The organism is Arthrobacter sp. B10-11 (assembly GCF_033142195.1).
GTDB classification, from domain to species: domain Bacteria; phylum Actinomycetota; class Actinomycetes; order Actinomycetales; family Micrococcaceae; genus Arthrobacter; species Arthrobacter oryzae_C.
This window is the reverse complement of record NZ_JAWMTH010000001.1, coordinates 44,200-66,808: the sequence shown is the minus strand read 5'-3', so window position 1 is coordinate 66,808 and position 22,609 is coordinate 44,200. Positions and strand designations below refer to the sequence as shown.

25 protein-coding genes, 1 pseudogene and 1 riboswitch are annotated in these 22,609 nt (G+C 65.1%); of the genes and pseudogenes, 15 read left to right on the top strand and 11 right to left on the bottom strand.

What is annotated here, in order from left to right; translation table 11 throughout:
* The first annotated feature begins 366 nt into the window (after positions 1-366).
* The 4 genes from nrdH to nrdF all read left to right on the top strand — a co-directional run bounded on the left by nrdH (position 367) and on the right by nrdF (position 4,377).
* Entirely contained in the window at positions 367-612 is a 246-nt protein-coding gene (nrdH, locus tag RW112_RS00370) for a glutaredoxin-like protein NrdH (RefSeq protein ID WP_011692201.1), read from the top strand.
* A gap of 111 nt (positions 613-723) precedes the next feature.
* Positions 724-1,152 carry a class Ib ribonucleoside-diphosphate reductase assembly flavoprotein NrdI gene (nrdI, locus tag RW112_RS00365; protein WP_317780794.1) on the top strand — a complete coding sequence of 143 codons (429 nt, stop codon included), beginning with the start codon at positions 724-726 and terminating at the stop codon, positions 1,150-1,152.
* A gap of 2 nt (positions 1,153-1,154) precedes the next feature.
* Complete coding sequence (gene nrdE / locus RW112_RS00360; RefSeq protein WP_305943641.1) at positions 1,155-3,311, top strand: class 1b ribonucleoside-diphosphate reductase subunit alpha; 2,157 nt, start codon at positions 1,155-1,157, stop codon at positions 3,309-3,311.
* A 91-nt stretch (positions 3,312-3,402) separates the two neighbouring features.
* Positions 3,403-4,377, top strand: a complete 975-nt coding sequence (gene nrdF / locus RW112_RS00355) for a class 1b ribonucleoside-diphosphate reductase subunit beta (RefSeq protein ID WP_305941265.1) — start codon at positions 3,403-3,405, stop codon at positions 4,375-4,377.
* A gap of 678 nt (positions 4,378-5,055) precedes the next feature.
* Here the strand turns inward: nrdF and RW112_RS00350 are convergent.
* A pseudogene (locus RW112_RS00350) lies at positions 5,056-5,943 on the bottom strand (DUF222 domain-containing protein); the annotation flags it as partial.
* A gap of 24 nt (positions 5,944-5,967) precedes the next feature.
* Between RW112_RS00350 and RW112_RS00345 the strand changes: the two are divergent.
* Positions 5,968-6,204: a hypothetical protein gene (locus RW112_RS00345; protein WP_317780840.1), complete on the top strand. Its 237-nt coding sequence runs from the start codon at positions 5,968-5,970 to the stop codon at positions 6,202-6,204.
* Between the two features lie 42 nt (positions 6,205-6,246).
* Here RW112_RS00345 and RW112_RS00340 read toward each other — a convergent pair whose 3' ends face one another.
* The 4 genes from RW112_RS00340 to RW112_RS00325 all read right to left on the bottom strand — a co-directional run bounded on the left by RW112_RS00340 (position 6,247) and on the right by RW112_RS00325 (position 8,144).
* On the bottom strand, positions 6,247-6,759 hold the full coding sequence (locus RW112_RS00340) for a DUF2087 domain-containing protein (RefSeq protein ID WP_317779943.1): 513 nt from the start codon (positions 6,757-6,759) through the stop codon (positions 6,247-6,249).
* A gap of 72 nt (positions 6,760-6,831) precedes the next feature.
* Positions 6,832-7,230: a nuclear transport factor 2 family protein gene (locus tag RW112_RS00335; protein WP_317779942.1), complete on the bottom strand. Its 399-nt coding sequence runs from the start codon at positions 7,228-7,230 to the stop codon at positions 6,832-6,834.
* A 111-nt stretch (positions 7,231-7,341) separates the two neighbouring features.
* Positions 7,342-7,767 carry a VOC family protein gene (locus tag RW112_RS00330; RefSeq protein WP_317779941.1) on the bottom strand — a complete coding sequence of 142 codons (426 nt, stop codon included), beginning with the start codon at positions 7,765-7,767 and terminating at the stop codon, positions 7,342-7,344.
* 80 nt (positions 7,768-7,847) lie between these two features.
* Entirely contained in the window at positions 7,848-8,144 is a 297-nt protein-coding gene (locus tag RW112_RS00325; protein ID WP_317779940.1) for a hypothetical protein, read from the bottom strand.
* Between the two features lie 264 nt (positions 8,145-8,408).
* On the opposite strand from RW112_RS00325, the gene RW112_RS00320 reads away from it, so the two are divergent.
* The 5 genes from RW112_RS00320 to RW112_RS00300 are packed head-to-tail and all read left to right on the top strand — an operon-like array spanning position 8,409 to position 12,594.
* The gene (locus tag RW112_RS00320; RefSeq protein ID WP_317779939.1) at positions 8,409-9,230 is read left to right on the top strand and encodes an amino acid ABC transporter substrate-binding protein; all 822 of its coding nucleotides are present in this window, start codon (positions 8,409-8,411) and stop codon (positions 9,228-9,230) included.
* Positions 9,231-9,266: 36 nt separating this feature from the next.
* Positions 9,267-9,932 carry an amino acid ABC transporter permease gene (locus tag RW112_RS00315; protein ID WP_317779938.1) on the top strand — a complete coding sequence of 222 codons (666 nt, stop codon included), beginning with the start codon at positions 9,267-9,269 and terminating at the stop codon, positions 9,930-9,932.
* Positions 9,919-10,749 (top strand): amino acid ABC transporter ATP-binding protein, encoded by an 831-nt coding sequence (locus RW112_RS00310; protein WP_317779937.1) that lies wholly within the window; start codon positions 9,919-9,921, stop codon positions 10,747-10,749. Before RW112_RS00315 ends, RW112_RS00310 begins: the two co-directional genes overlap by 14 nt.
* Before the next feature lie 29 nt (positions 10,750-10,778).
* A complete protein-coding gene (locus RW112_RS00305; RefSeq protein WP_317779936.1) occupies positions 10,779-11,762 on the top strand; it encodes a dienelactone hydrolase family protein in 984 nt (327 codons plus the stop codon).
* Positions 11,755-12,594 (top strand): CPBP family intramembrane glutamic endopeptidase, encoded by an 840-nt coding sequence (locus RW112_RS00300; protein WP_317779935.1) that lies wholly within the window; start codon positions 11,755-11,757, stop codon positions 12,592-12,594. Before RW112_RS00305 ends, RW112_RS00300 begins: the two co-directional genes overlap by 8 nt.
* Here the strand turns inward: RW112_RS00300 and RW112_RS00295 are convergent.
* A complete protein-coding gene (locus RW112_RS00295; protein ID WP_317779934.1) occupies positions 12,490-13,521 on the bottom strand; it encodes a ribonuclease Z in 1,032 nt (343 codons plus the stop codon). The two genes, RW112_RS00300 and RW112_RS00295, sit on opposite strands and share 105 nt — an antisense overlap.
* 43 nt (positions 13,522-13,564) lie before the next feature.
* Between RW112_RS00295 and RW112_RS00290 the strand changes: the two genes are divergently transcribed.
* Entirely contained in the window at positions 13,565-14,083 is a 519-nt protein-coding gene (locus RW112_RS00290; protein ID WP_317779933.1) for a DNA alkylation repair protein, read from the top strand.
* Here the strand turns inward: RW112_RS00290 and RW112_RS00285 are convergent.
* Complete coding sequence (locus RW112_RS00285; RefSeq protein ID WP_317779932.1) at positions 14,050-14,304, bottom strand: hypothetical protein; 255 nt, start codon at positions 14,302-14,304, stop codon at positions 14,050-14,052. The two genes, RW112_RS00290 and RW112_RS00285, sit on opposite strands and share 34 nt — an antisense overlap.
* Positions 14,305-14,331: 27 nt before the next feature.
* The gene (locus tag RW112_RS00280; protein WP_317779931.1) at positions 14,332-15,855 is read right to left on the bottom strand and encodes a polysaccharide deacetylase family protein; all 1,524 of its coding nucleotides are present in this window, start codon (positions 15,853-15,855) and stop codon (positions 14,332-14,334) included.
* A gap of 237 nt (positions 15,856-16,092) precedes the next feature.
* A riboswitch (cyclic di-AMP (ydaO/yuaA leader) is annotated at positions 16,093-16,283 on the top strand.
* A 3-nt stretch (positions 16,284-16,286) separates the two neighbouring features.
* Between RW112_RS00280 and RW112_RS00275 the strand changes: the two genes are divergently transcribed.
* Positions 16,287-17,057, top strand: a complete 771-nt coding sequence (locus RW112_RS00275; protein ID WP_317779930.1) for an NlpC/P60 family protein — start codon at positions 16,287-16,289, stop codon at positions 17,055-17,057.
* Between the two features lie 77 nt (positions 17,058-17,134).
* On the opposite strand, the gene RW112_RS00270 is transcribed toward RW112_RS00275, so the two are convergent.
* Positions 17,135-17,725 (bottom strand): hypothetical protein, encoded by a 591-nt coding sequence (locus tag RW112_RS00270; protein ID WP_317779929.1) that lies wholly within the window; start codon positions 17,723-17,725, stop codon positions 17,135-17,137.
* A 204-nt stretch (positions 17,726-17,929) separates the two neighbouring features.
* Here RW112_RS00270 and RW112_RS00265 point away from each other — a divergent pair, with 204 nt between their 5' ends.
* Positions 17,930-18,124 carry a DUF1918 domain-containing protein gene (locus RW112_RS00265; RefSeq protein ID WP_317779928.1) on the top strand — a complete coding sequence of 65 codons (195 nt, stop codon included), beginning with the start codon at positions 17,930-17,932 and terminating at the stop codon, positions 18,122-18,124.
* Between the two features lie 104 nt (positions 18,125-18,228).
* On the opposite strand, the gene RW112_RS00260 is transcribed toward RW112_RS00265, so the two are convergent.
* Both RW112_RS00260 and RW112_RS00255 read right to left on the bottom strand, forming a co-directional pair.
* Positions 18,229-18,606 (bottom strand): cupin domain-containing protein, encoded by a 378-nt coding sequence (locus tag RW112_RS00260; RefSeq protein WP_317779927.1) that lies wholly within the window; start codon positions 18,604-18,606, stop codon positions 18,229-18,231.
* Positions 18,607-18,831: 225 nt separating this feature from the next.
* Positions 18,832-20,289 (bottom strand): DUF5129 domain-containing protein, encoded by a 1,458-nt coding sequence (locus tag RW112_RS00255; protein ID WP_317779926.1) that lies wholly within the window; start codon positions 20,287-20,289, stop codon positions 18,832-18,834.
* Between the two features lie 115 nt (positions 20,290-20,404).
* On the opposite strand from RW112_RS00255, the gene RW112_RS00250 reads away from it, so the two are divergent.
* Both RW112_RS00250 and RW112_RS00245 read left to right on the top strand, forming a co-directional pair.
* A complete protein-coding gene (locus tag RW112_RS00250; RefSeq protein WP_317779925.1) occupies positions 20,405-20,869 on the top strand; it encodes a hypothetical protein in 465 nt (154 codons plus the stop codon).
* A complete protein-coding gene (locus tag RW112_RS00245; RefSeq protein ID WP_317779924.1) occupies positions 20,842-22,608 on the top strand; it encodes a DUF5671 domain-containing protein in 1,767 nt (588 codons plus the stop codon). Before RW112_RS00250 ends, RW112_RS00245 begins: the two co-directional genes overlap by 28 nt.
* Position 22,609 lies beyond the last annotated feature (1 nt).

The window sequence follows — 22,609 nt, the reverse complement described above, 5'->3', positions numbered from 1 at the left end:
GGCCCTTTTGTGTGCCGTCCGACACGCCTGCCGCGCAGGTGCGACACGCCGTCTGCCGGGCGACACGCGGGGCGATTAATTGTGGCTAACTACTCCACAGGGTGTGGATTTCGTCCTCGAAAACAGCTGAAACACGGACATTTTTCACCTACCCGCCTGTGGATTAACGGTGCATTAAATGACATACTTGTAATACATCATGTTGGGGTCCTCATCGGGGCCGTGCACTACATGTAGTATCGACATACAGATTGAGCGGGACGCAGGACCGGTATCGGATGAGGGGTTTCAGTTCCGGGCAGTGTCTACCGCAACGACGTACCAGAGACTTCAAAGCAGTGACTTCAACAAAAGGGGACAGGAACCATGACCGTTACGGTTTACACGAAGCCGGCCTGTGTTCAGTGCAACGCAACGTACCGCGCGCTGGACAAGAAGGGCATCACCTACCAGAGCGTCGACATCTCCCAGGACGCGGACGCCCTTGAGCGCCTGAAGGCCCTCGGCTACATGCAGGCCCCCGTTGTGGTCACGGACCAGGACCACTGGTCAGGCTTCCGCCCGGACAAGATCGAAGAGCTGGCGCTGAGCGCCGCTGCTTCCGTGGCCTAGGCTGCATCCGCCGTTTCCGGCAAAGAACATTACGTAGATGAGGTGACTCCCATGGCAGCGCCGGCACTTGCCGATGCGCCGCTCGCAGCAGACGCTGCGAATACGACGCCCATGACCCGGACCTCCAGTCACCTCATCTATTTTTCCTCGGCCTCCGAGAACACCCGGCGCTTCGTTGAGAAGCTGGGCCGGGATGTCTCCCGGATTCCCCTGCATCAGCGTGAACCTGAACTCGTGGCCTCGGAGCCCTTCGTCCTGGTGGTTCCCACCTACGGGGGGACCGGCGGCGAGGGCTCAGTGCCGAAACAGGTAATCCGGTTCCTCAACAACACGCAGAACAGGGCCCTGATCCGTGGGGTGATCGGCGCAGGAAACACGAATTTCGGGGACAACTACTGCATGGCGGGTGACATCATCGCCTTCAAATGCCAGATACCCCACCTCTACCGCTTCGAACTTATGGGGACGCCTGAAGACGTCCGCCTGGTAAATCAAGGATTGGACAAGTTTTGGACACTACTGTCGCAGACACAGAAGTAACCATGCCCGCCGTCGAGAAGGCCGCAGAGAAGCCCGCACTGCCCGCTGCCTACAAGGGGCTGGGCTACCACGAGCTGAACGCCATGCTGAACCTGTACGGACCGAACGGCGAAATCCAGTTCGAAGCGGACCGCGAGGCCGCGCACCAGTACTTCCTGCAGCACGTGAACAACAACACCGTGTTCTTCCATGACCTGGAAGAGAAGCTCGACTACCTGGTGAAGAACCAGTACTACGAGCGCGAAACCCTCGACCAGTACACGATGAATTTCATCCGCGAGCTCTTCAACCGGGCGTACAAGAAGAAGTTCCGCTTCGAGACCTTCCTGGGTGCCTTCAAGTTCTACACGTCCTACACGCTGAAGACGTTCGACGGCAAGCGGTTCCTGGAGCGCTACGAGGACCGCGTGTGCATGGTTGCCCTGCACCTGGCCCGCGGCGACGAGCAGCTGGCCCTGCAGATGGTGGATGAGATCATCGAGGGCCGCTTCCAGCCGGCCACCCCCACGTTCCTGAACGCGGGCAAAAAGCAGCGCGGCGAGCTGGTCTCCTGCTTCCTGCTCCGCATCGAAGACAACATGGAGTCGATCGGCCGTTCCATCAACTCCGCCCTGCAGCTGTCCAAGCGCGGCGGCGGTGTGGCGTTCGCGCTGACCAACATCCGCGAAGTCGGCGCCCCGATCAAGCAGATCGAAAACCAGTCCTCGGGCGTCATCCCCGTGATGAAGCTCCTCGAGGACAGCTTCTCCTACGCCAACCAGCTCGGTGCCCGCCAGGGTGCCGGTGCCGTGTACCTGCACGCCCACCACCCGGACATCTACCGGTTCCTGGACACCAAGCGGGAAAACGCGGACGAGAAGATCCGCATCAAGACCCTGTCACTCGGCGTCGTGATCCCGGACATCACCTTCGAACTGGCCAAGCGGGACGAGGACATGTACCTGTTCTCCCCGTACGACGTCGAACGCGTCTACGGCATGCCGTTCTCCGACGTCTCGGTCACCGAGAAGTACTACGAGATGGTGGATGATTCCCGGATCAAGAAGACCAAGATCAAGGCGCGCGAGTTCTTCCAGACCCTCGCCGAGATCCAGTTCGAATCCGGCTACCCGTACATCATGTTCGAGGACACCGTGAACCGGGAAAACCCGATCGACGGCAAGATCATCATGTCCAACCTGTGCTCCGAGATCCTCCAGGTTTCGCAGCCCACCACGTACCACGATGACCTGTCCTACGACCAGACCGGCAAGGACATCTCCTGCAACCTGGGCTCGCTGAACATCGCGAAGACCATGGATTCGCCGGACTTCGGCCTGACCATCGAGACGGCCATCCGGTCGCTCTCGGCCGTGTCCGACATGTCCAACATCACCTCGGTGCCGTCCATCGCCCGCGGCAACGACCAGAGCCACGCGATCGGCCTCGGCCAGATGAACCTGCACGGCTACCTGGCCCGCGAGCGGGTCCACTACGGTTCCGAAGAGGGCCTGGACTTCACCAACATCTACTTCTACTCGGTGGTGTTCCACGCCGTCCGCGCCTCCAACAAACTGGCCATCCAGACCGGCCAGACGTTCGGCGGCTTCGAAAAGTCCAAGTACGCCTCGGGCGAGTTCTTCGACAAGTACACGGAGCAGGAGTGGGTGCCGCAGACCGAGAAGGTTGCGGAGCTGTTCAAGAACATCCACATCCCCACCCAGGATGACTGGCGCGAGCTGAAGGCTTCCGTCATGGAGCACGGCATCTACAACCAGAACCTGCAGGCCGTCCCGCCGACCGGCTCGATCTCCTACATCAACAACTCCACCTCCTCGATCCACCCGGTGGCGTCCAAGATCGAGATCCGCAAGGAAGGCAAGCTGGGCCGCGTGTACTACCCGGCGCCGTACCTGACGAACGACAACCTGGAGTACTACCAGGATGCCTACGAGATCGGCTACGAGAAGGTCATCGACACCTACGCCGCAGCCACGCAGCACGTGGACCAGGGGCTGTCCCTGACGCTGTTCTTCAAGGACACCGCCACCACGCGCGACATCAACAAGGCCCAGATCTACGCCTGGAAGAAGGGCATCAAGACCATCTACTACATCCGTCTCCGCCAGCTCGCGCTGGAAGGGACCGAGGTAGAGGGCTGCGTCAGCTGCATGCTTTAATCTTCAACTAAAACGTGACAGTACGACGGCGGGCGCCCGCCCGCCGTCGTACGCTTTAACTAAAGAACCAACCCAACATTGAGGGGATGACATGACCGAAAAGGTCAAGCTGCTTAGCCACGTCGAGGCCATCAACTGGAACCGCATCCAGGACGACAAGGACGTGGATGTCTGGAACCGCCTCGTCAACAACTTCTGGCTGCCGGAGAAGGTGCCGCTGTCCAACGACGTCCAGTCGTGGGCGACGCTGACGCCGGACGAGCAGCAGCTCACCATGCGCGTGTTCACGGGCCTGACCCTGCTGGACACCATCCAGGGCACCGTTGGCGCCGTCTCGCTGATTCCGGACGCCCTCACCCCGCACGAGGAAGCCGTCTACACGAACATTGCGTTCATGGAGTCCGTGCACGCCAAGAGCTACTCCTCCATCTTCTCCACGCTGGCCTCCACCAAGGAGATCGACGAGGCGTTCCGCTGGTCCACCGAGAACGAGAACCTTCAGAAGAAGGCCCAGATCGTCATGGACTACTACCAGGGCGACGATCCCCTGAAGCGCAAGGTGGCTTCCACGCTGCTGGAGAGCTTCCTGTTCTACTCGGGCTTCTACCTGCCGATGTACTGGTCCTCACGGGCCAAGCTGACGAACACCGCCGACCTGATCCGCCTGATCATCCGCGATGAGGCCGTGCACGGCTACTACATCGGCTACAAGTTCCAGAAGGGCCTGGAGAAGGTCTCCGAGGAGAAGCGCCAGGAGATCAAGGACTACACCTTCGAACTGCTCTTCGAGCTGTACGAAAACGAAGTCCAGTACACGCACGACCTCTACGACTCCGTCGGCCTCGCCGAGGACGTCAAGAAGTTCCTGCACTACAACGCCAACAAGGCGCTGATGAACCTGGGCTACGAGGCCATGTTCCCGGCTTCCGTCACCGATGTGAACCCGGCCATCCTCTCGGCCCTGTCGCCGAACGCTGACGAGAACCACGACTTCTTCTCGGGGTCGGGTTCGTCTTACGTGATTGGCAAGGCCGTCAACACCGAGGACGAGGACTGGGACTTCTAGTCTTCTCAGTCCATCCGTCGTCAACTCAGCTCTCTCACGCACGCGCGCGGGAGGGTTGAGTTGTTTAATCCCCGCGTCAGGATCGCGCTGAGGGAAGGGTCCCGGACCGCGTTCAATTCGCCCTGCGGTGGCGATCCCGTTGCCCTGCGCACTGCCTTGTTGAACATCCGTGTAATGATCAGACTCCTTGAAGCATGAACGCTTCCGGGAGGAAGTCGTCCAGGGGTGCCGACCAGGGCGGGCCGTCAACGTCCGCGCGGAGGGAAATCCATGCCCTGGTAAGAAATGGTGCCAGTCCGGGAAAGGGTCCGGGGGCGGTTCCGGTTCGGAATCCGGGCACGGTTCTTCCGCGGCCAGAACGTCGTGTGGCCAGCGGGGCGGTTCCCAGTCCTGGTGCTCGCTGGAGTAGAGCTGGCTTGACGGCGAGGTCCACCCTGGCGGGTTGTCCTTGCTGGCTCCGGTTGGTGTCCAGGCGGAGCTGTGTTTCAGCCGGTGGTGCCTGGGGCAGGGTTGGCCGAGGTTGGTGATGCCCGTGGTGCCTCCGTCTGCCCAGGCCAGGAGGTGGTCCGCTTCATTGTCCTGTGAGTGGTTGTTGCAGCCGGGGAAGGGACACTTCCCGTCGCGAAGTCGAAGCCATTGCCGCTGGGCCTTGGTGACGCGGTAGCTTGTCCGTCCGATTTCCAATGGTGCCCCGTCACGTGGGTCAATCAGGACGCGGTAGAAGGAGTCGGCGCCGTCGGCGATCAGCCGGCGGGCCATGGATGTTGGGATCGGCCCGTAGCCGTCCAGCATGGCTGGTTCATCCGTGGCACCCAGGAGGGACAGCACCGGGACGGTGATCAGGACCTGCGCCCTCGGGGTCGGGACACCCCCGGCTTTATCCCCGTCCGGGCCCGTGCCGCCGTCGGCCCTGCCGGAGGTGCCTGTGACGCCGGTGGTGTCGGTGAGCAGCCAGGTTGCGGCGACATCGGCGCGGAGCTGGGTGAGGGTCCGGGCTTCGTTCGGGCCTTGGAGGGTGCGGGCGGCGGTGGTGGTCCGTTCCCAGATCCCTGCGGCGGTGTCGGCCGGGAGGTAAGCGGAGAGCCAGGCCATGCCGTCACGGTCCGGGGTTAACTCGACCCGCCGGTCCGCGAGGCTGCGGCGGTGGCGTTTTTCGATGCTGACCGGGTGGTGGCGTTCCCGCCAGGTGCGGGCTTTGGCACGGAAGCGTCCCGGGACAAGGTCCCCGGCCAGACAACCGCGGGCCGGGTTTGGTGCGTCCGGGTCCAGGAAGTGCGCTTCCAGGGCGGCCGCTCCGGCGGGATCCAGGCCCGCGGTTTCATCGACCACTATCCGGGCGTGCTGCCAGGAGATCGTCCCGGCCTGCAGTGCCGCCAGCGTCAGCGGCAGGTTCGTTGTCAGTGCCAGGGAATCGGACACGAGGGCACCGGCGGTGCGTTCGCTGACGGTCAGGACGCAGGCGACCTCGGCAACGGTGGCCATTTCCTGGGCGGTGCTGTCCTGCGGGGATGCCGCCGGTGATGCCAACAACCTGCTTGCCTCCACGTATTCGGCAGTCAGCCTCACCTTCAGGGCGGCGGTCCCGGCCTCGTGCCGGGCCAATTCGGCCAGGGCGTCCAGGCAGTCATCCGCCAGTTCCCGCAGCGGATCGGCATCCGGCGGCAGGCCGCCGTCGGGCACTTCAGCGATTCCCGTGTCGACGCCGAAATACGACGCAAGCACGGCCGCGGAGGCGGCGACGGCCGCCATGGCCTCCCTGCTCTCCGCACTCCAAGCTGTGCTGCTGTCCATACCCACAGCATCTCAGGAGGCTCTGACATCCTTTGATGCAGTTGCTGGAATCGCAGGATCCTCCGGCCGCAAGGGGCACTATGTCTCTTCCGGCCGGGAATAGGAGGACCCCGAGCGAGTCCGTTCCAGCAGGCCGAAATCGACCAGGTACCGACGAAGCAACACGACGTCGTCGGAATAGCTGAGGAGCCGTTCATTGACCTGCTTTTCCGTGAGGTCTTCGCCGGCCTTGATGGAATCGTTGACGATCCAGGCCCGGAGCTCCCGTCGCTCCGCCTTGTTGGCCGGATACCTGTCGATCCTGCCCAAGCGCATAAACCGGGCCACGCCCTCCTGCGGCTGCCGCCGTGGTTGCTGTGTGAGAAGGTCACGGAAGACCGCCTCGGACGCCACCAGTTCGCCGGCAGCGTTCCGGTCAACGAGCCCGGACTCAAGAAGGGCGGACGCGGCCCGGTTTCGCCGGTGATCCTTTAGACCAGCGACCGCTTCGGGGAGTTTGGCGCCCAGCACAATCCGGGCGTATGCGGTCCGCGTGTCGTTGTTGGCGAGGGCCGCCATGACACGCCGCCAGTGCGGTCCGCTATGCCTCATTCCTCCGGTCACAGCCTTCTCCCCACCCTGTGTGCAGGCAGCGGTCCAAGGCGGCAAAGAGACACGTCGGCGTCATTCAGCCACGGTGTCGGCGTGCCGATGCGCCACCCTCCACTCGCCGTCTTCGCGGCGATAGACCTGGGTGACGCGCAGGGTGTAACTGCGCGGCTGACCGTCGACGGAGGTCGAAATATGCTCCAGGCCGGCGGTATAGGCCATGTCACCGACGACGTCGTAGGCCTGCAGTTCGAAAGTGTAGGACGTGCAGTTGGAGAATGCTGTCTCAAGGACAGCGAAGGCCTCGTCCACCTCCTGCTGCCCAAACGCATTCCGCCACGCGCCCAGGATGCTCACAGGCTCCTGCCGGGACCAAAGCGCCCGGCGGGGCGCCGAGTCGCCGTCATGAAGCGCGACTTCCGCCTGGCGCAGCGAAGAATTTACCCAGGCTATGAAGTCATCGGCCTCGCTCATACTTCAGTATGGATCCAGCTCAGTGCGTTGCACAGGGCTGCCAAAATTGGTCCTCTGAATCATGGAACCGGCGCGGGTGACCGGACACTATGAGGTAGGGGAGAAGCGTAGTCACTGGATGCAGAACTCGTTCCCCTCGGGGTCGAGCATCGAGATGTGCCAGCCGACCCCGCCGTCGAACACCCCCGCGACCGTGGCCCCGGCCTCAACGCAGCGGTCAGCGTGGGCAAGGGCCAGAAGGCGTCCATCAGCCGTCGACTCTGCGCCCTCGGTGACATTGATGTCCAGGTGCACTCGGTTCTTTGCCGTCTTGCCCTCGGGAACCGGCTGAAAGAACAAGCGGGGGCCCGGGCCGGCAGGGTCAATGACAGCTCCACGCCAAAGCTCCCTCGGGATGCCTCGTGCCGCGGCAAATTCCGGCCAGCTGGCAAATCCGTCCGGCGGCTGCTGGATGCTGTAATTCAGGGCCACCGCCCAGAACCGAGTCATCGACTGGATGTCGTGGCAGTCAAAGGTGACTTGGAACGAGTAGGACACAGAGTCGCCTTCCGTTTCGGATGCAACAACTATGCCACCCGAACTCAAACCGGCCTCGGGTCCCAGGCGCCCCGTCCGGGTCACGAACGGGAGCGGGCCGCTTCTGAGTCCCGGTCGATCCTCACGTCGAAGTCCAGGCCGGCGCCGTTGCCCGAGAGGCGGCCAAGCAGGTACGAGCGCAGGGCATCGTTGGTGGCGGTGTGCGCGCTGTGGATGGCTTCACCGCTGAGCAGGGCGTACGAATCGCCAACGTGGAAGACCGTCAGGAAGCAGTCCTCAAGTTCGTCCGTCCGTAGGTTCCGGACGATTTCCCGGAAGCGCCCCTCTGAGCCGCTGCTGGGCATGGTTGTCACCGAAAAGGTCACTGTGCTTGGCATTTTCGCTGGTCCTTTGTAGCCTCCAGCCGGGAACCTCCCCCCGGCATCTATGACAGGCTAGCCGCTGCGCCGTGCAGGCATAACCCTTACCGGGAAGTAAGTTAAGGAATTCATCAATTCGGCAACTGGCGGCAGCACACGTCCGGGGACGGAAGGAATCCACACCCTGTATTCCCCGAAGCCGGAACTTGCTATCGTCTGAAGTGGACTGCCGGCGTGCGGTGCAGCTGGCGAGCCCTTCCGCCTAGAGGACGAAGGTTCAACATGATGCGCACACGTCTTTCCGCATTCGGCCTCATCGCCGCCGCAGCACTCGCCCTGGCCGGCTGCGGGTCCGGGTCCACCACGCCGTCCGGTTCGGCGCCGGCCGGAGGAGCGGACACCTCCCTCGCCGACGTCAAGAGCGCAGGCGAGCTCAAGATCGGCACGGAGGGCACGTACAAACCCTTCTCCTTCCACGCGGACGGCAGCGGCGAACTGACCGGATACGACGTCGAGATCATCACCGCCGTCGCCGGGAAACTCGGGGTGAAACCCTCCTTCCAGGAAACCCAGTTCGACGCCATCTCCGCCGGCCTTGAGGCCAAGAGGTTCGACGTCGTGGCCAACCAGGTCTCTATCACCGACGAACGCAAGGCGAAGTACGAATTTTCCGAGCCGTACACGGTGAGCACCGGCGTCATTGTCACCAAGGCCGACGACAACAGCGTCAGCTCCTTCGAGAGCCTCAAGGGCAAGACCACCGCGCAGTCGCTGACCAGCAACTGGTACAAACTGGCGCAGGAGAGCGGCGCGAACGTGGAGGCCGTGGAGGGCTGGGCGCAGGCCGTAACCCTGCTCAAGCAGGGGCGGGTGGACGCCACCATCAACGACAAACTGACTTACCTGGACTATCAGAAGACCGCGAAGGACAACGAGATCAAGATCGCCGCCGAGACGACGGACAAGTCGCTCAGCGCCCTCGCCTTCCGCAAGGGATCGACCAGCCTGGCCCAGGCCGTGAACACGGCCCTGGGGGAGCTGCAGACCGACGGCACCCTGGCCAAAATCTCCCAGAAATACTTCGACGCTGACGTCACGAAGTAGCGGATCGGAGGCCGGCGGCGGACGCAGCTTCAGCGCATGACTATCAACTGGGACCTCGTATGGAGCTCACTGGGGCCCATCCTCATCGGCGCCGTTTCCGGCACAATTCCGCTGGCCCTGGCGTCTTTCGGCCTCGGACTGCTGCTGGCCCTGCTGATCGCACTGATGCGGCTCAGCCGGAATCCCGTCTTTTCCGCCATTGCGCGAATGTACATTTCCGTCATCCGAGGCACACCCCTGCTGGTGCAGCTGTTCGTCATTTTCTACGGGCTCCCCTCGGTCGGCGTCACCATCAGTCCATGGCCCAGCGCCATCATCGCCTTCTCCCTGAATGTGGGCGGCTACGCAGCAGAGGTCATCCGGGCGGCCATCCTGTCCGTTCCCAAAGGACAGTGGGAGGCCGGCCACACGATCGGCATGTCCCGCCGCCAGTCGCTGGTCCGCATCATCCTGCCGCAGGCCGCGCGCGTCTCGGTCCCGCCCCTGTCCAACACCTTCATCAGCCTGGTCAAGGACACGTCGCTCGCTTCCCTGATCCTCGTCACCGAGCTGTTCCGCCAGGCGCAGCAGGTGGCGGCCTTCAGCCAGGAATTCATGCTCCTGTACCTGGAGGCAGCGGTCATCTATTGGATCATCTGCCTGGTCCTCGCCAGCGGGCAGTCCGTCCTGGAGAAGAGATTGGACCGCTATGTCGCCCACTGAACCCTCGCCCACTGAACCGTCGCCCACTGAACCCTCGCCCGCTGGACCAGCACTCCCGGGTGACGCCGCTTTGCTCACCGTGCGCGGGCTGCGTAAGGCATTCGGCAGCCATGAAGTGCTGAAATCCGTGGACGTGGACGTCCGCCGGGGCGAAGTCGTGGCCCTGATCGGGCCCTCAGGATCCGGCAAGACGACGGTTCTGCGGTGCCTCAACGGACTCGAAATACCCGACGACGGCGTGGTGGACTTTACGGGCCAGCTCGCCGTCGACTTTTCCGCACCGGTGACCAAGAAGCAGCTCGCCGCCTTAAGGGACCGCAGCGCCATGGTGTTCCAGCACTACAACCTCTTCCCGCACAAGACCGTCCTTGAGAACATCATCGAAGGCCCCGTCCAGGTGCAAAAACGGCCCAAAGCGGAGGCAATCGCTGAAGCCAGGGACCTTCTGGCCCGCGTCGGACTGTCAGCCAAGGAGAAGAGCTACCCGTTCGAGCTCTCCGGCGGGCAGCAGCAGCGTGTCGGCATCGTCCGTGCGCTCGCCCGTCGGCCGCAGCTCCTGCTTTTTGACGAGCCGACGTCGGCCCTGGACCCTGAGCTGGTGGGTGACGTCCTGACCGTGATCAAGGAGTTGGCGGACGAAGGCTGGACCATGGTGGTGGTCACCCATGAGCTGGCGTTCGCCCGCCAGGTGGCCGACGAAGTCATCTTCATGGACGGCGGCGTGGTCGTTGAGCGCGGCCATCCCGACACCGTGCTGCGCGACCCGCGGGAGGAGCGCACCCGCCAATTCGTGGACCGGCTGCTTAACCCGTTCTAGGCTATTGAGTAAACGGCAGGAGACCCGCCATGACGCAGCAGCTTGGCAAGTTTGAGAAATACCTGATTGAGGAATTCTTCGACGATTACCGTGCCGGTGCCATGAGCCGGCACACGTTCACGCGCAGGGTGGCGTTCATCACCGGCAGCATGGCCGCCGCCGCGGCCGCCATGGCGCTGGTCGGCTGCACGCCCCAGGAACTGCCGCGCAGCACGGACCCCATGCCGACGCCCACTCCGTCCGGGTCTTCGGCCGGCACCGCTTCGGGCGCCCCCGCAGGCGCAGTAGCCGGCGCCAAGAGCCCGCTGTCCGTTCCCGAGGGCGCGCCCGGCCTGGTCACCGCAACGGTGCAATTTCCGTCCGACGGAACGGACATCAGCGCTTACCTGGCCCGGCCGGACGGGGACGAGGCCGGACCCGCCGTGCTCATCTGCCACGAAAACCGCGGGCTGACACCGCACATCCAGGACGTGGCGCGGCGCTTCGCCAAAGCCGGCTATGCGGCGCTGGCGCTGGACCTGCTGAGCAGGGAGGGCGGAACGGCAAGCCTGGACCGGGACGCGGTTCCCGGCGCGCTGACCAAGGCCGGAGCGCAGCGCCACGTCTCCGATTTCGCCGCAGCCTTCGACTACCTGAACTCGCAGGATTTCGTCGACTCCGGGCGTATTGCCATGACGGGCTACTGCTTCGGCGGCGGCATCACTTGGCAGGCCGCGACGGAAGTGTCCGGGCTGAAAGCCACGTCGGCGTTCTATGGACCGGCCCCGGACCTGGCGAAGGTCGCCGCCATCAAACCGGCTGTCCTGGGCGTCTACGCCGAACTCGACGACCGGATCACAGGAGCGCTGCCGGCGTTCCGCGATGCCCTGGCTGATACCGACGTCCGCCACGAGCTCAAGGTGTATCCCGGCGTCGACCACGCGTTCCACAATGACACCGGCGAGCGCTATAACGAGGCGCAGGCCACCGCTGCCTGGAACGACACACTGGATTGGTTCGGCAGGTATGTCTGATCGTGCGCTCGGGGCGGGCTCCGGAGCAGGGGTCAGCGTCCGCAATGCCGTGTCCCTGAAGCTGCTTCCTGCGGCACTCGTGTCGCTTTCCGGCTTTGTGCTCTTCGTCCTGGAAGAGCGGATCCCCGGCTACGGCCTGCTGGCCGTGGCGCTGGCACTGGCAGGTTTCATCGACCGGGCACTGCTGCGCGACCTGGCCCTGATCGCCGCCGGGCTCGTGGCCATCAGCCTCGTTCCCATCACCACCGACATCAGTACGGAACACATGCTCGTCATGGGCACGGCAATGATCCTTGCCGTGGGAGTGCCCTACACGATGTCGCGGTTTGTGTTCAAGGACCACGGTGTCAGGTTTCCCGTGCTGACCGGGCACCCGTGGACGCGGGCAGAGAAATGGTACCTGGCCGCTGTGGTGGTCATGGGCTACGCGCTGCTCCCGGCGTACATGGTCAATACCGGGGTGTACAACAACTGGCCCGCAGTCTCCGACCCCGAGGGGATCTTCCGTCTCTTCCTGGGCACCAATGCCCTGGGCATCTGGGATGAGCTGTTCTTCATCTGCACGGTCTTCGCACTTCTGCGCCGGCACCTGCCGCTGGGTCAGGCGAACCTGCTGCAGGCCGTTCTCTTCACGTCGTTCCTGTGGGAACTGGGGTTCCACGCCTGGGCGCCGGTGTTCATCTTTCCCTTCGCCCTGCTCCAGGCGTACATCTTCACGCGGACCAAGTCACTGTCCTACATCGTGGCCGTCCACCTGCTGTTCGACTTTGTGCTGTTCCTGGTCCTGCTCCATGCCCACAACCGCGCCTGGATCGACATCTTCGTCTACTGACAGCGGACTGGCCGGGCGCCGGTTCCCGGCTGTCACTCCGTTGTCCCGCTGCCGCCTGGGAAACGGAATCCTGTCCAGGTCCTGCGCGGCGACGACGGCGGCCACGCAGGAACGGGCGACCGCCTGGCCGGCCAGGGCACTGACGTCGCGGTACCGGGACGAGAAATGGGTGAGCACGAGCGTTCCGGCCCCGGCCGCGGATGCCAGCGCACCCGCCTGCCCCGCCGTGAGGTGAAGATAGCGGGCCGCCAGCCCGGCGTCGTCGTCGCTGAACGTTGACTCCGCCACGAGGAGGTCCACGCCGTCGGCCAGTCCACCGGCGCCGTCACATTCGGCGGTATCCATGACAAAAGCGAAAATCTGCCCCGGCCGGGGGATGCTCACATCCGCCAGCCGGACCCCGCGCACAGACCCCTCCTGCTGCAGCCGTGTAACCTCCGCACCGGCAATGCCGGCCGCTGCGAGGCGGTCCGGCAGCAATGTCCGGCCCTCCGGCTCGGCCAGCCGGTAGCCGAACGTTTCGATGCGATGCCGCAGCGGCCTGACCTCCAGGCCGGGAGCGATCGCACCGGCGGCGCCGTGCGGGAGCAGCCGCAGGTCAAGGCCGGGGGAGGCGAGGGACACAAGGGCGCGGACCACCTCCGCACCAGAGGCCGGAAAATGCAGGTCCACCGGGTGCTGCACCCCGTCGAGGACCATGCGCGACAGCACCCCCGGAAGCCCGAAGCAGTGGTCCCCGTGAACATGCGTCAGGCAGATCCGCGTGATCCGGCTGGCCGGGACGCCCGCATGGATCATCTGGCGCTGAGTGCCTTCGCCCGGGTCGAAGAGCACGCCCTCGTCGTCCCAACGAAGAAAGTACCCGTTGTGATTGCGGCTCCGCGTGGGAACCTGGGAGGCGGTGCCAAGGACGACCAGTTCACGCATGGGACTGAGTGTCTCACGTTGATTCGTGCGACAGAATGGACGGGTGACGGATGCCTGTGACTTCGTGGATGCCGCGCTGCAGCGGGAGAGCTCCTGGCTCAGGGCGGAAGAGGCACAAGCCCGGCTGGGCGAACGGCATCAGTACTATGGCGCGTCAGTGGGTGCGGTACGGGGAACCATCCGCGACATGCTGCGCCGCCACCGTGACCTCGGACATGATGACATCACTGCCCTCAGCACCGAGCTCTGGTCGGTCCCCGTGTTCGAACGCCGCCTGGCCGCGGTGGTGCTGCTGCAGTCCCGGGTGGCTCTTCTCAACAACTCCGACCTCACCCGGATCGAGGGTTTTGTGCGGGAGGCGCAGTTGGGTGAGCTGGTGGACCCGCTGGCCGCCGACGTCGTCCGTCCCCTCATCGCAGCGCTCGAAGGGCCGGCGGGCACGCGGGCTGACGTTGTGCTGGACCGCTGGGCGCGGGATCCTGATCCGTGGCTGAGGCGGGCTGCCGCACTCTCGCGGCCGGCAGGCCCTCAGCCGCCGGCGCGCCGCTCCACCACGGCGTAAGCCCTGCCTTCCAGGAACTCCCAGTCGGTGACCACCATGAATCCGAGGGCGCTGACATGCTCGTTGAGGACCAGGACATCAAAGCCGCCGTCCCGCGGCTCCGCGTCCCACGTTGCCACATGGAGCTCCTTGCCCTCGAGGACCAGGAGCTCCGTGTTGACGTCGAAATCCTCCTGCGGCTGCTCGCTCAGCTGGCAGATCGCCACACAGTAGTTATGCATCTACGGAGTCCGCTTCATCCTGTGTACCTAGCCTGGAAAAGCGGTCTTGTAGCGGTACAGGAACGCGGCCACCTGGTCCCGGTTCACGGGCAATCCCGGCCGGAAGGTTCTGGAGCCGTCCGGTTCCGCCCAGCCGTAGGAGATTCCCTGGGATGACATCCATGCGACCTCGGTGTAGAAGGCGTTTTGCGTTGAGATATCCGTAAACGGAGGCGCCGTTGGTGTGTAGGCGGGGTTTCCGGCGAAACGGTAGATAAAGGCCGCGACCTGGTCCCGGTTGACGGCCACTGTTGGCCGGAAGGTCCTGGTGCCGTTGGCTTCCGCCCAGCCGTTGGTGATTCCCTGGGAGGCGAGCCACAGGATCTCCTTGTAGAAAGGGGTCTCCGGCGTGACATCCGCAAACGGGGAGCCTGCCGGCGTATAGGCAGGGCTCCCGGCCAGCCGATAGAAGAACGCCGCCATCATGTCCCTGCTGGCGGCGACTCCCGGACGGAACGTGCGGGTACCGTCACTTTCGTACCAGCCGTTGCTGATTCCCTGGTTGGCCATCCAGCTGACCTCTGTGTAGAGCTGCGAGCCGGGCGGGACGTCGACGAAAGAGATTGGCGACGGCGAGGGTGAGGGGGAAGGGGATGGGGACGGTGAGGGGGATGGAGACGGCGACGGTGACGGCGGCGGCGGCGGCGACGTCACGGGGGACTGGCCCATGGCCTGCGCCACTGTCCGGACCGACGTCGTGCCGTTTGCCGTCCGTGCAGCCAGCCATGTGACGAAGGATTCGAACACAGCCGGGCTGATGGACAGGGACGGGTCCGTGCCGTTGGCAATTTCGTGGAAGGTCAGCTGCAGCCAGCCGCCCGTGGTCTCCGCGTTGGTGACCGTGTTTTGCAGGTCGGCCAGGCTCCAGGAGCTGGCCACCTGGTCCGGCGCCCTGGTGACCATGGGATTCTGCGGAGGCAGCGTTTCCGCAACAGGGCAGGAGGCGCAGCTGTCAGGGGATCGCAGGTCGCCCAGGCCCCTGGAACTGGTGTATCCGCAGTCGCGGACGGCTGACTGGGCGGTCGCATTCTCCGCCGCAAACGGATACGCAAAGCTGGTGACGTTGAAACCCCAGCCTTCCAGGGTCGACTTGCTGTTGCAGGCCTCCGCGCGCGCGGCTGCGGCGCTGAGTGTTGTCATGTCCGGGTGGGTCACGCTGTGGCCCGCGATCTCGTTGCCGTCGGCGGCGAAGGCCTGCAGGTTCGCCTGGGTGAGGAATCCGGACGAACCGATGAAGGACGTGGTGATATAGAACGTTCCCACCAGCCCGTGGGCTTTCAGGACCTGCTCGGCGGCCAACTGGCTGCCCAGGCCGTCGTCGAATGTCAGGCTGACAATGGTTGGTTCCGCAGCCCGTGAGGTGCCGGCCACACCCACCACGGTGCTCGCGGCGAGCAGCAGCGCGCCCAGGACCGCCGTCCAGCGCCGGCCGCGCCAGGCTCCGGGGGAGGCCTCCGGGGGGTCAGCCACATGGCGCGGATACTTGCGGACAGGGCGATTCGACCAACGCATGATGCCTCCAAGCGTGTGAGTCCCCCCGCAAGAACATGCACGTAGACTACGCCTCACCGCACCCGGGGAAAACACTCGACTTTGACGGACGGAACACCCGAGTACATCGTCGCTGCCTGCAGGGGCGACCGGGCGCTGCGCCTGGCCGGGCTGTTACCTGAATGTGACATGCGGTGCGCCGCCCGCGTACGGTGGAACGGTGCCCGTTGTCCCAGATACCGGCACTCCCGGGCGGATTGCCTAACCCTGCCGCGGTCCGGGATCCAACCGAAAATCATCCGGCAGGGACGGGGAAACCACTTTTGACCTGACTTTGTGCGGGTCTTCGGGGTGAAGCCGCACGCTTTCCGCAACGCGGAATGCCACTGCGGCCGGGTGTCTCCCATCCGAATCCGACAGCTAACCTCGCAGGCATCGGGAGAGGTCACTTCATGTCTTCACGCAATCTGCCCGACCATCACCGGTCCACCGCGCCCGCGGGGCGCCCGGGGTCCACGCCCACCGGAGGGAGGATCCGTGCGGGACGCCGGGCTGCGGTCCTGGCGGCCGCTTCGGGCCTGGTCCTTTCCGGCACCGGGGCTGCCCAGGCGGCCGATGCCCCCGCGGAACGGGACACCGCTCCGGCTTCCGCCCTGGATGCCACGGCCCAGGTGGGCGCCCCGCTCAGCGCTGACTCGCATGTCAGGATCAGCTTCGAGCGGCCGGATGTCAGCACCACGCCCGCTCCGGTGGAGGCGCCGGTCGAAGAGGCCGCTCCGGTGGAGGCAGCAATTCCGGCGGAGGCCGTTCCCGCGCCGGCCGCTCCGGCCCCTGCTGCGCCCGCGGTTTCCGTCCAGGTCCAGGCGGCGGCCCCTGCCCCTGCGCCGGCGCCTGCTGCCGGCGGTGTCAATGCCGCCATGGTTTCCGCTGCGTACGCGCAGCTGGGAATCACCCAGGACTGCACCGCCATGGTGGAAAAGGCCCTCGGCTCCGCGGGCATTCCCGTGGGCGACCTGGCCCCGATGCAGTTCATGAACTACGGCTCGGTGGTTGGCGAACCGCAGCCCGGCGACATGGTGGTGCAGTCCGGCCACGTGGGCATCTACATCGGCGACGGCCAGGTGATCAGCGGCGGAATGAACGGTGTCAACGCCACGGTCACGCACCCGCTGTCATGGCTCACGGCCACCGGCGGCGTGACGTTCGTCCGCGCCGGAGCCTAGCCTTTAGGCCCTGCCGGTCGGCCGGTGATCAGCTGCCTTGGGGGCAGCCGGTCGCCGGCCTCCGCGTGGCCGCCGGCTCACGGCGGGGATATGGCGAGCTGAGCCGTGCTCTCGCCTTGTACGAATTTGATGCGAAGGAGTGCTTCGCGCGTATCCGCCGGAAGAATGAAGCGGACGTCGCCCGATTTGCTGGAATCGCCTGCCACCAGCTCGTTGAGGCCGGAATCGGGGGAATGGCTGATTCCGTCCGCATTCAGCCTGAACGTAGAGTCCCAGAAGTTGATGTCATATCTGCCGTGGTTGGTGCACCTGAGCGCTACCGTCAGCGCGACCCGGCCGGAGACGTCGGGGCGCACGCCGGCTCCGAGAATCTCATACTCGACGTCGGCTGACCTGAACTTCCGCTCGGCCGGCAATGCTACCGTCCATCCTGCAACGTTGCCGGTGGCGGATGGGACGCCGGTCGCCCGGACGGTGCTGCCCGGCTGTGCTGCGCCGGCTGGAGTGGAGGAAGCGCTCGCCGTTGAAGCTGCGGGCCGGCCGGCGTCGAACAGTCCGAGTTGCCCCAGACCAAGCAGCAGCCCCGTGACAGCGGTAATCACGGCTGCGGCGGCAGTCAGCAGACCGGGCAGCGTAGCCCACCAGCTGGTGGGTTTCTCGTCCGCCATAGCAGTTCCCCCTCAGTCCCAGGGGCAGGGACATCAGTACTCTTCCCATGTTCCTGCCAAGCTCGCCCAAGCACCAGATGCCACGGGATGCCCCTTAGAGCGCCGATCGGGGCCGCGGCCTTCGCCGGCCCGAGCCACTAGTGCGGAACGGCCCTGTTGTCCCCGGGCCGAGACTCGTACTCTGGTGTCTTGGAGGTGATTGCCATGAAGGCAGCCCAGGGAGACCGGATCACAATCCGGGGCAAGACGGTCGGATCCGCGGAGCGGCACGGCCAGATCGTTGAGGTCCACGGTGCTGACGGAGCGCCGCCGTACGTGGTGCGTTTCGACGACGGCCATGAAACCACCGTCATTCCGGGCGGCGATTTCGTCATTGACAGGATCCATCCGCCGCAGTGAAGTAGCAGAGACAGCAAGCCAGGCCCTGTCCCCGGCGGGACTGGGCCCGGCTTGCTGTTTCGACGGCGGCCGGTAAGTGCCGCACCCGGCTGTGCCGTATCCGGCTATTCGGGGGCCTTGGCGAACACGGCGGCGCTGACGAACTCAATCCCGGTAAAAGGTTCCCCTCCTTCGACCCATGCGTCATGCCCCGGCGGGATGCTGTACGAATCACCTGAAGTGATGTTGATCTGGCTGCCGTCGGCGGTCTGGACGGTGAGCCTGCCGGAAACGCAGTAACCGACATGGCTGAGCTGGCAGGAATCGGTCTTTACCACCGGCTTGATGCATTCGGACCACCGCCAGCCGGGCTCGAAGGTGAATCGTCCGATGGTGTAGGCGTCGACGGACACAAGGTCCACTTCCGTCTTGTCGGGACGGCGCTTCTCGTCGGGAGCATCGTGGGATTTTACAGCGAGCTGAGCGACAACGTTCGTGGTCATGGCTCTCTCCATCACTCAATATTGCGGCTGGGACTGCACGGGCCCGCCAGGGCAACCGGACAGCGGGGTCGGTTCGCCTGGCCTGAATCACCGGAGCGCACCGGGACAACAATCGCTTACGGTGCCCAGCATCCTCCGATCGGGTTTCCTTGTCGATACCCGGGGAAGGACCGACGTGCCCTGTCCCAGTGGGCCGTCGTGCCCTCTCCCAGTGGAGGACCGCGCTCAGAAGTTGGATGAACTTCCGGACCCGGAAAAACTACCCCCGCTGGCTCCGTAGCCGGTTGTGCTGCCGCCGCCGCGCGCCGTGCTGACGCTGCCCACCCCTGTGCTGAATCCGGTGTTGAAGGCGGGGACCGAGAAGAAGTAGTACGACGGATAGACCGTGCCAAGGATGCTGGGCTCGTAGGTGCGGCCATATTTTGCCTTGGTTCCGGCCTGTGCGCTTTCCATTTCCTGGCGCATGAGTTTGGCTTCCCGCTCGTTCCTGGCAAAACCGGCGATCACGGTGTCCGCGTGGTTCTTCAGCAGTTCCGTCAGGTGCGTCCGCGCATCCCGCAGCCGGTCCAGGGCTGTTTCGGGGGTGATGGTGCCGTCGGCAAGTTCGGCCGACCACCGTTCGATGTCCCGGTGGCTTTGCTCGCGGAAGGACCGTAGGGCCGCGGCCGTCGCCGAGTCGCCCTCGGCATGGCGCTTGGTGAGCATCTGCTCGATCGCGGCCAGGTCACTGCGGAACGGTGCCAGTTGCCGGTCCCAGGCGGATGCCCACGCCGACCCCCGGTTCAGCAGGGCGTTGGTGTCGGCGATGACGTCATCCAGCGCGTCCAGTTCCGCGGAAGCGTCGGCATAGTTCCGTATGAGTTTGAGGTTTGGCCGCCGGCCCATGGACCGGGCAGTCAGCGCGTGCGCCTGGTTCGACAGGCCGGTGGCGGCGTTGTACTTGGCCAGGAAGGAGCGGTGCTTTTCCAGGACGGTGCTTCCGTACCGCGAGGACTCCGGAATGGTGCCGGCGTTGAGCTCGGTGACCTGCAGGTCCATGCTGACGTTGGAGTAGCTCGCGTCTCCGCGGGCCAGCTCCCGGCGGCTGTCCACCCTCGTCCGCCAGCGCACGATCAACCAGGTCCCCGCGCCGAGGACGGCAGCGGCCACAGTGCTCCAAACCGTGACCAGGAAGGCCGTGGACCGGTACCACGGCTGGTTGATCAGCTCAGCTCCGCGGCGGATACCGGCGATTGTCCCGTCGGTCCACTGGGCATCCCGGAGCAAATCCTTGGAAGCATTCTGGATGTCCTCGCGCTGTTCCAGGGAAACTTTGCGGTCCTCGCCCATGTAGGTGCCCACATGGCGGCCCACCGGGTCCACAGCGAAGATGAAGAGGCCGTCCGCCCATTTCTGGCCGTCGGCGCTGATCCACTCCGGATGGTTGGCCCGGGCGAAGCGAAGGACTTCTTCATTGAGGTTGGCCTCCACGGACCCCCGGTAGGTATAGACGGCAACCCGGGTGGGCTCATAAAAGTCAACTGCTTCAACCGCCGGGATCAGCCGGTTGCGGTCAAGTATTCCGGCGCCGTCTTCCACCACGATTTCCACCGGCGGCTCCGCACGGGCAGCGGCTGATCCTGCCACCGAGCCGCAGAGCAGGCCGAGGAGCGTAAGCAACACGGCAGCGAGGGCCCGGCGCATGATTCCCTTTTTTCCACAAGGCAACGATTTCCTCCAGCCTCCCCGGTGCCGTCCACCCGCTGATAGGGCCGAAAGTACCGTAGCTAGCGGGTGGGCCGTACGCCATACTGACCACATGGACGCAGCGGCGGGAAGACCGAACAGGATCCTCGTAATTATCCTGGCAATTATTGCCGTCCTGGCAGTTGCTGCCCTTGCCGTAGTGTTCTCGCGGGGTGAACCTGCCCTGCTGGACGAATCCACACCCCAGGGCGTGGTGCAACGATACTCGGCAGCTGTCCTCGACGGGGACGAAGCCGCGGCCGCCGGGTACCTGACCGAAAACGCCCGGACCCAGTGCCTGGACTTCGAACGCGCTCCCACCGATAACCTGCGGATCACACTGATCTCCACCACGGAACGGGAGACATCCGCGGACGTGCACGTCCTGGTAGTGGTGTCGAACGGGGGCGGGCCCTTCGGCAACTCCGAGTACGAAATGGAAGATGTCTTCGATCTCGTCAAGACTGACGGCAAGTGGCTGATCCAGTCTGCGCCGCTGCAACTCAGGATATGCACCAACCGGCCGGTGAAGCCGTGAGCGCCGCCCGGACGGCGCCTGCCGCAGCGACGGGGTCCGCCCAGTCCACAGTCCGCCGCCTGATCGTCTATACGCTGCTTTTCGCACTGGTCGTGGTGACCGCCATCGGACTGAGCGGCCTGCTGGGTAGGCTTCTCGGCGCCGGCACCGTGCTCGTCGCAGGTGACGTGGCAGGCCTTGCGCGCTCGCTCGCTTTCACGCTGATCGGCGGCCCCATGGCGGCCGTGCTCTGGTGGTTCGTGTGGCGACGGCTCGATGACGCAGTGGAACGGTCGTCGGTGGGATGGGGGCTGTACCTGACCGGCATGTACGCCGTCTCGCTCATCACGTCGGCCACCGGGCTGCTCAGCACCCTGTCCGCCGTCATCGGAGGCGAACGGCTGGGCTGGCAGCTTTCACTGTCCAACGGGCTGGTCTGGGCAGGCGTGCTGGCATGGCACCGCTGGATGTGGCGCCATCCCCGGAAGAGCCCGTCATTGATTTCGGACGTCCCAACCGTCGTGGGCGCGGTTTACGGGCTCATCGTCGGAGTGGGCGGCACCATTACGGCGCTCGCGAATCTCCTGGACACCGCGATCCAGGGCTTTACGTCCTCGGCGTCCATCGGGGATCCGTGGTGGAGGCTCGCGCTGCAGGCGCTGGCCTGGGGAGCAGGCGGCGCCGTCATTTGGTGGTGGCACTGGGTTCACGACGGAGGGCGCCGGCTAAAGACCGATTTCGCCGACGTGGCCCTGGTGGTGGTAGGAATCCTCGGGGCCGTCCTCCTGACGGTGGGCGGCACTGGAACAGTCCTGTACGTCCTGCTCCGCCTGGCCTTCGACCGCACGGATCCCGTGAGCGAAATCGTGGGTCCCCTGGGCGCGGCGTTGGCGGCAGGCGCCGTGGGCGCCCTCGTCTGGGCATACCACCGGACCGTCACTGCAGGCCGTGCCGAAACCACGCTGCAGGCAGCAAAGCTGGTGACCTCAGGGGTGGGCCTGGTGGCCGCCGCCACCGGGATCGGCGTCGTGGTCAACTCCGTGCTCAGCATCGCGGCGACACCGCTGGCCGGCGGCGGAGCCCGCACACTGCTGCTGGGCGGCATCAGCTCTTTGGCGGTCGGGGGACCGCTGTGGTGGTTCACCTGGAAACCCGGGGTTCCGCCGGAGCCTACCGAACTTGGCCGCCGCGGCCGGCGCGTCTACCTCATCGCGGTCTTCGGCCTGAGCGCGATCGTCGCTGTCATCACGCTCCTGGTGATCGGGTACCGCGTCTTCGAATTCCTGCTTGACGACGTCACCGGCTCCAGCCTGGTGGACCGCACCCGCGCGCCCCTGGGCCTGCTGGTGGCCACGGGCCTGGCCGCCGGGTACCACTTCGCCGTCTGGCGGCACGACCGGTCCCTCACGGCGTCTGTTGCGCCCCTGAAACGAATGGTCCGGAAGGTGATCCTGGTGGCTTCGGGTGATCCGGAGCCGCTGGTACGGGTGGCTGCGGAGGTTACCGGTGCGAGCGTCACGGTGTGGAAGAGGGCCGACGTCGGGACCTCCGATGCGGTGCCTGCCGGTACCTTGCCTACCAATACTGTGCCTGCCGGCGCTGTGCCTGCGGGTGATGTGACTACCGGTGTCGCGGAGGCTACCACACGCGACTTGCCGGAGCAGCTTGCCCGCGCACTGGAGGGTGTTGCGGCCGACCGTGTCCTGGTGGTGGCGGGCCCGGGGTCCCGCCTTGAGGTGATTCCGCTGGCTGCGGACTGAG

Coding starts and splice junctions, on each gene's coding strand:
- nrdH (WP_011692201.1), top strand. CDS start 367: ATGACCGTTACGGTTTACACGAAGCCGGCCTGTGTTCAGTGCAACGCA.
- nrdI (WP_317780794.1), top strand. CDS start 724: ATGACCCGGACCTCCAGTCACCTCATCTATTTTTCCTCGGCCTCCGAG.
- nrdE (WP_305943641.1), top strand. CDS start 1,155: ATGCCCGCCGTCGAGAAGGCCGCAGAGAAGCCCGCACTGCCCGCTGCC.
- nrdF (WP_305941265.1), top strand. CDS start 3,403: ATGACCGAAAAGGTCAAGCTGCTTAGCCACGTCGAGGCCATCAACTGG.
- RW112_RS00340 (WP_317779943.1), bottom strand. CDS start 6,759: ATGAGGCATAGCGGACCGCACTGGCGGCGTGTCATGGCGGCCCTCGCC.
- RW112_RS00335 (WP_317779942.1), bottom strand. CDS start 7,230: ATGAGCGAGGCCGATGACTTCATAGCCTGGGTAAATTCTTCGCTGCGC.
- RW112_RS00325 (WP_317779940.1), bottom strand. CDS start 8,144: ATGCCAAGCACAGTGACCTTTTCGGTGACAACCATGCCCAGCAGCGGC.
- RW112_RS00320 (WP_317779939.1), top strand. CDS start 8,409: ATGATGCGCACACGTCTTTCCGCATTCGGCCTCATCGCCGCCGCAGCA.
- RW112_RS00315 (WP_317779938.1), top strand. CDS start 9,267: ATGACTATCAACTGGGACCTCGTATGGAGCTCACTGGGGCCCATCCTC.
- RW112_RS00310 (WP_317779937.1), top strand. CDS start 9,919: ATGTCGCCCACTGAACCCTCGCCCACTGAACCGTCGCCCACTGAACCC.
- RW112_RS00305 (WP_317779936.1), top strand. CDS start 10,779: ATGACGCAGCAGCTTGGCAAGTTTGAGAAATACCTGATTGAGGAATTC.
- RW112_RS00300 (WP_317779935.1), top strand. CDS start 11,755: ATGTCTGATCGTGCGCTCGGGGCGGGCTCCGGAGCAGGGGTCAGCGTC.
- RW112_RS00295 (WP_317779934.1), bottom strand. CDS start 13,521: ATGCGTGAACTGGTCGTCCTTGGCACCGCCTCCCAGGTTCCCACGCGG.
- RW112_RS00285 (WP_317779932.1), bottom strand. CDS start 14,304: ATGCATAACTACTGTGTGGCGATCTGCCAGCTGAGCGAGCAGCCGCAG.
- RW112_RS00280 (WP_317779931.1), bottom strand. CDS start 15,855: ATGCGTTGGTCGAATCGCCCTGTCCGCAAGTATCCGCGCCATGTGGCT.
- RW112_RS00275 (WP_317779930.1), top strand. CDS start 16,287: ATGTCTTCACGCAATCTGCCCGACCATCACCGGTCCACCGCGCCCGCG.
- RW112_RS00270 (WP_317779929.1), bottom strand. CDS start 17,725: ATGGCGGACGAGAAACCCACCAGCTGGTGGGCTACGCTGCCCGGTCTG.
- RW112_RS00265 (WP_317779928.1), top strand. CDS start 17,930: ATGAAGGCAGCCCAGGGAGACCGGATCACAATCCGGGGCAAGACGGTC.
- RW112_RS00260 (WP_317779927.1), bottom strand. CDS start 18,606: ATGACCACGAACGTTGTCGCTCAGCTCGCTGTAAAATCCCACGATGCT.
- RW112_RS00255 (WP_317779926.1), bottom strand. CDS start 20,289: ATGCGCCGGGCCCTCGCTGCCGTGTTGCTTACGCTCCTCGGCCTGCTC.
- RW112_RS00250 (WP_317779925.1), top strand. CDS start 20,405: ATGGACGCAGCGGCGGGAAGACCGAACAGGATCCTCGTAATTATCCTG.
- RW112_RS00245 (WP_317779924.1), top strand. CDS start 20,842: ATGCACCAACCGGCCGGTGAAGCCGTGAGCGCCGCCCGGACGGCGCCT.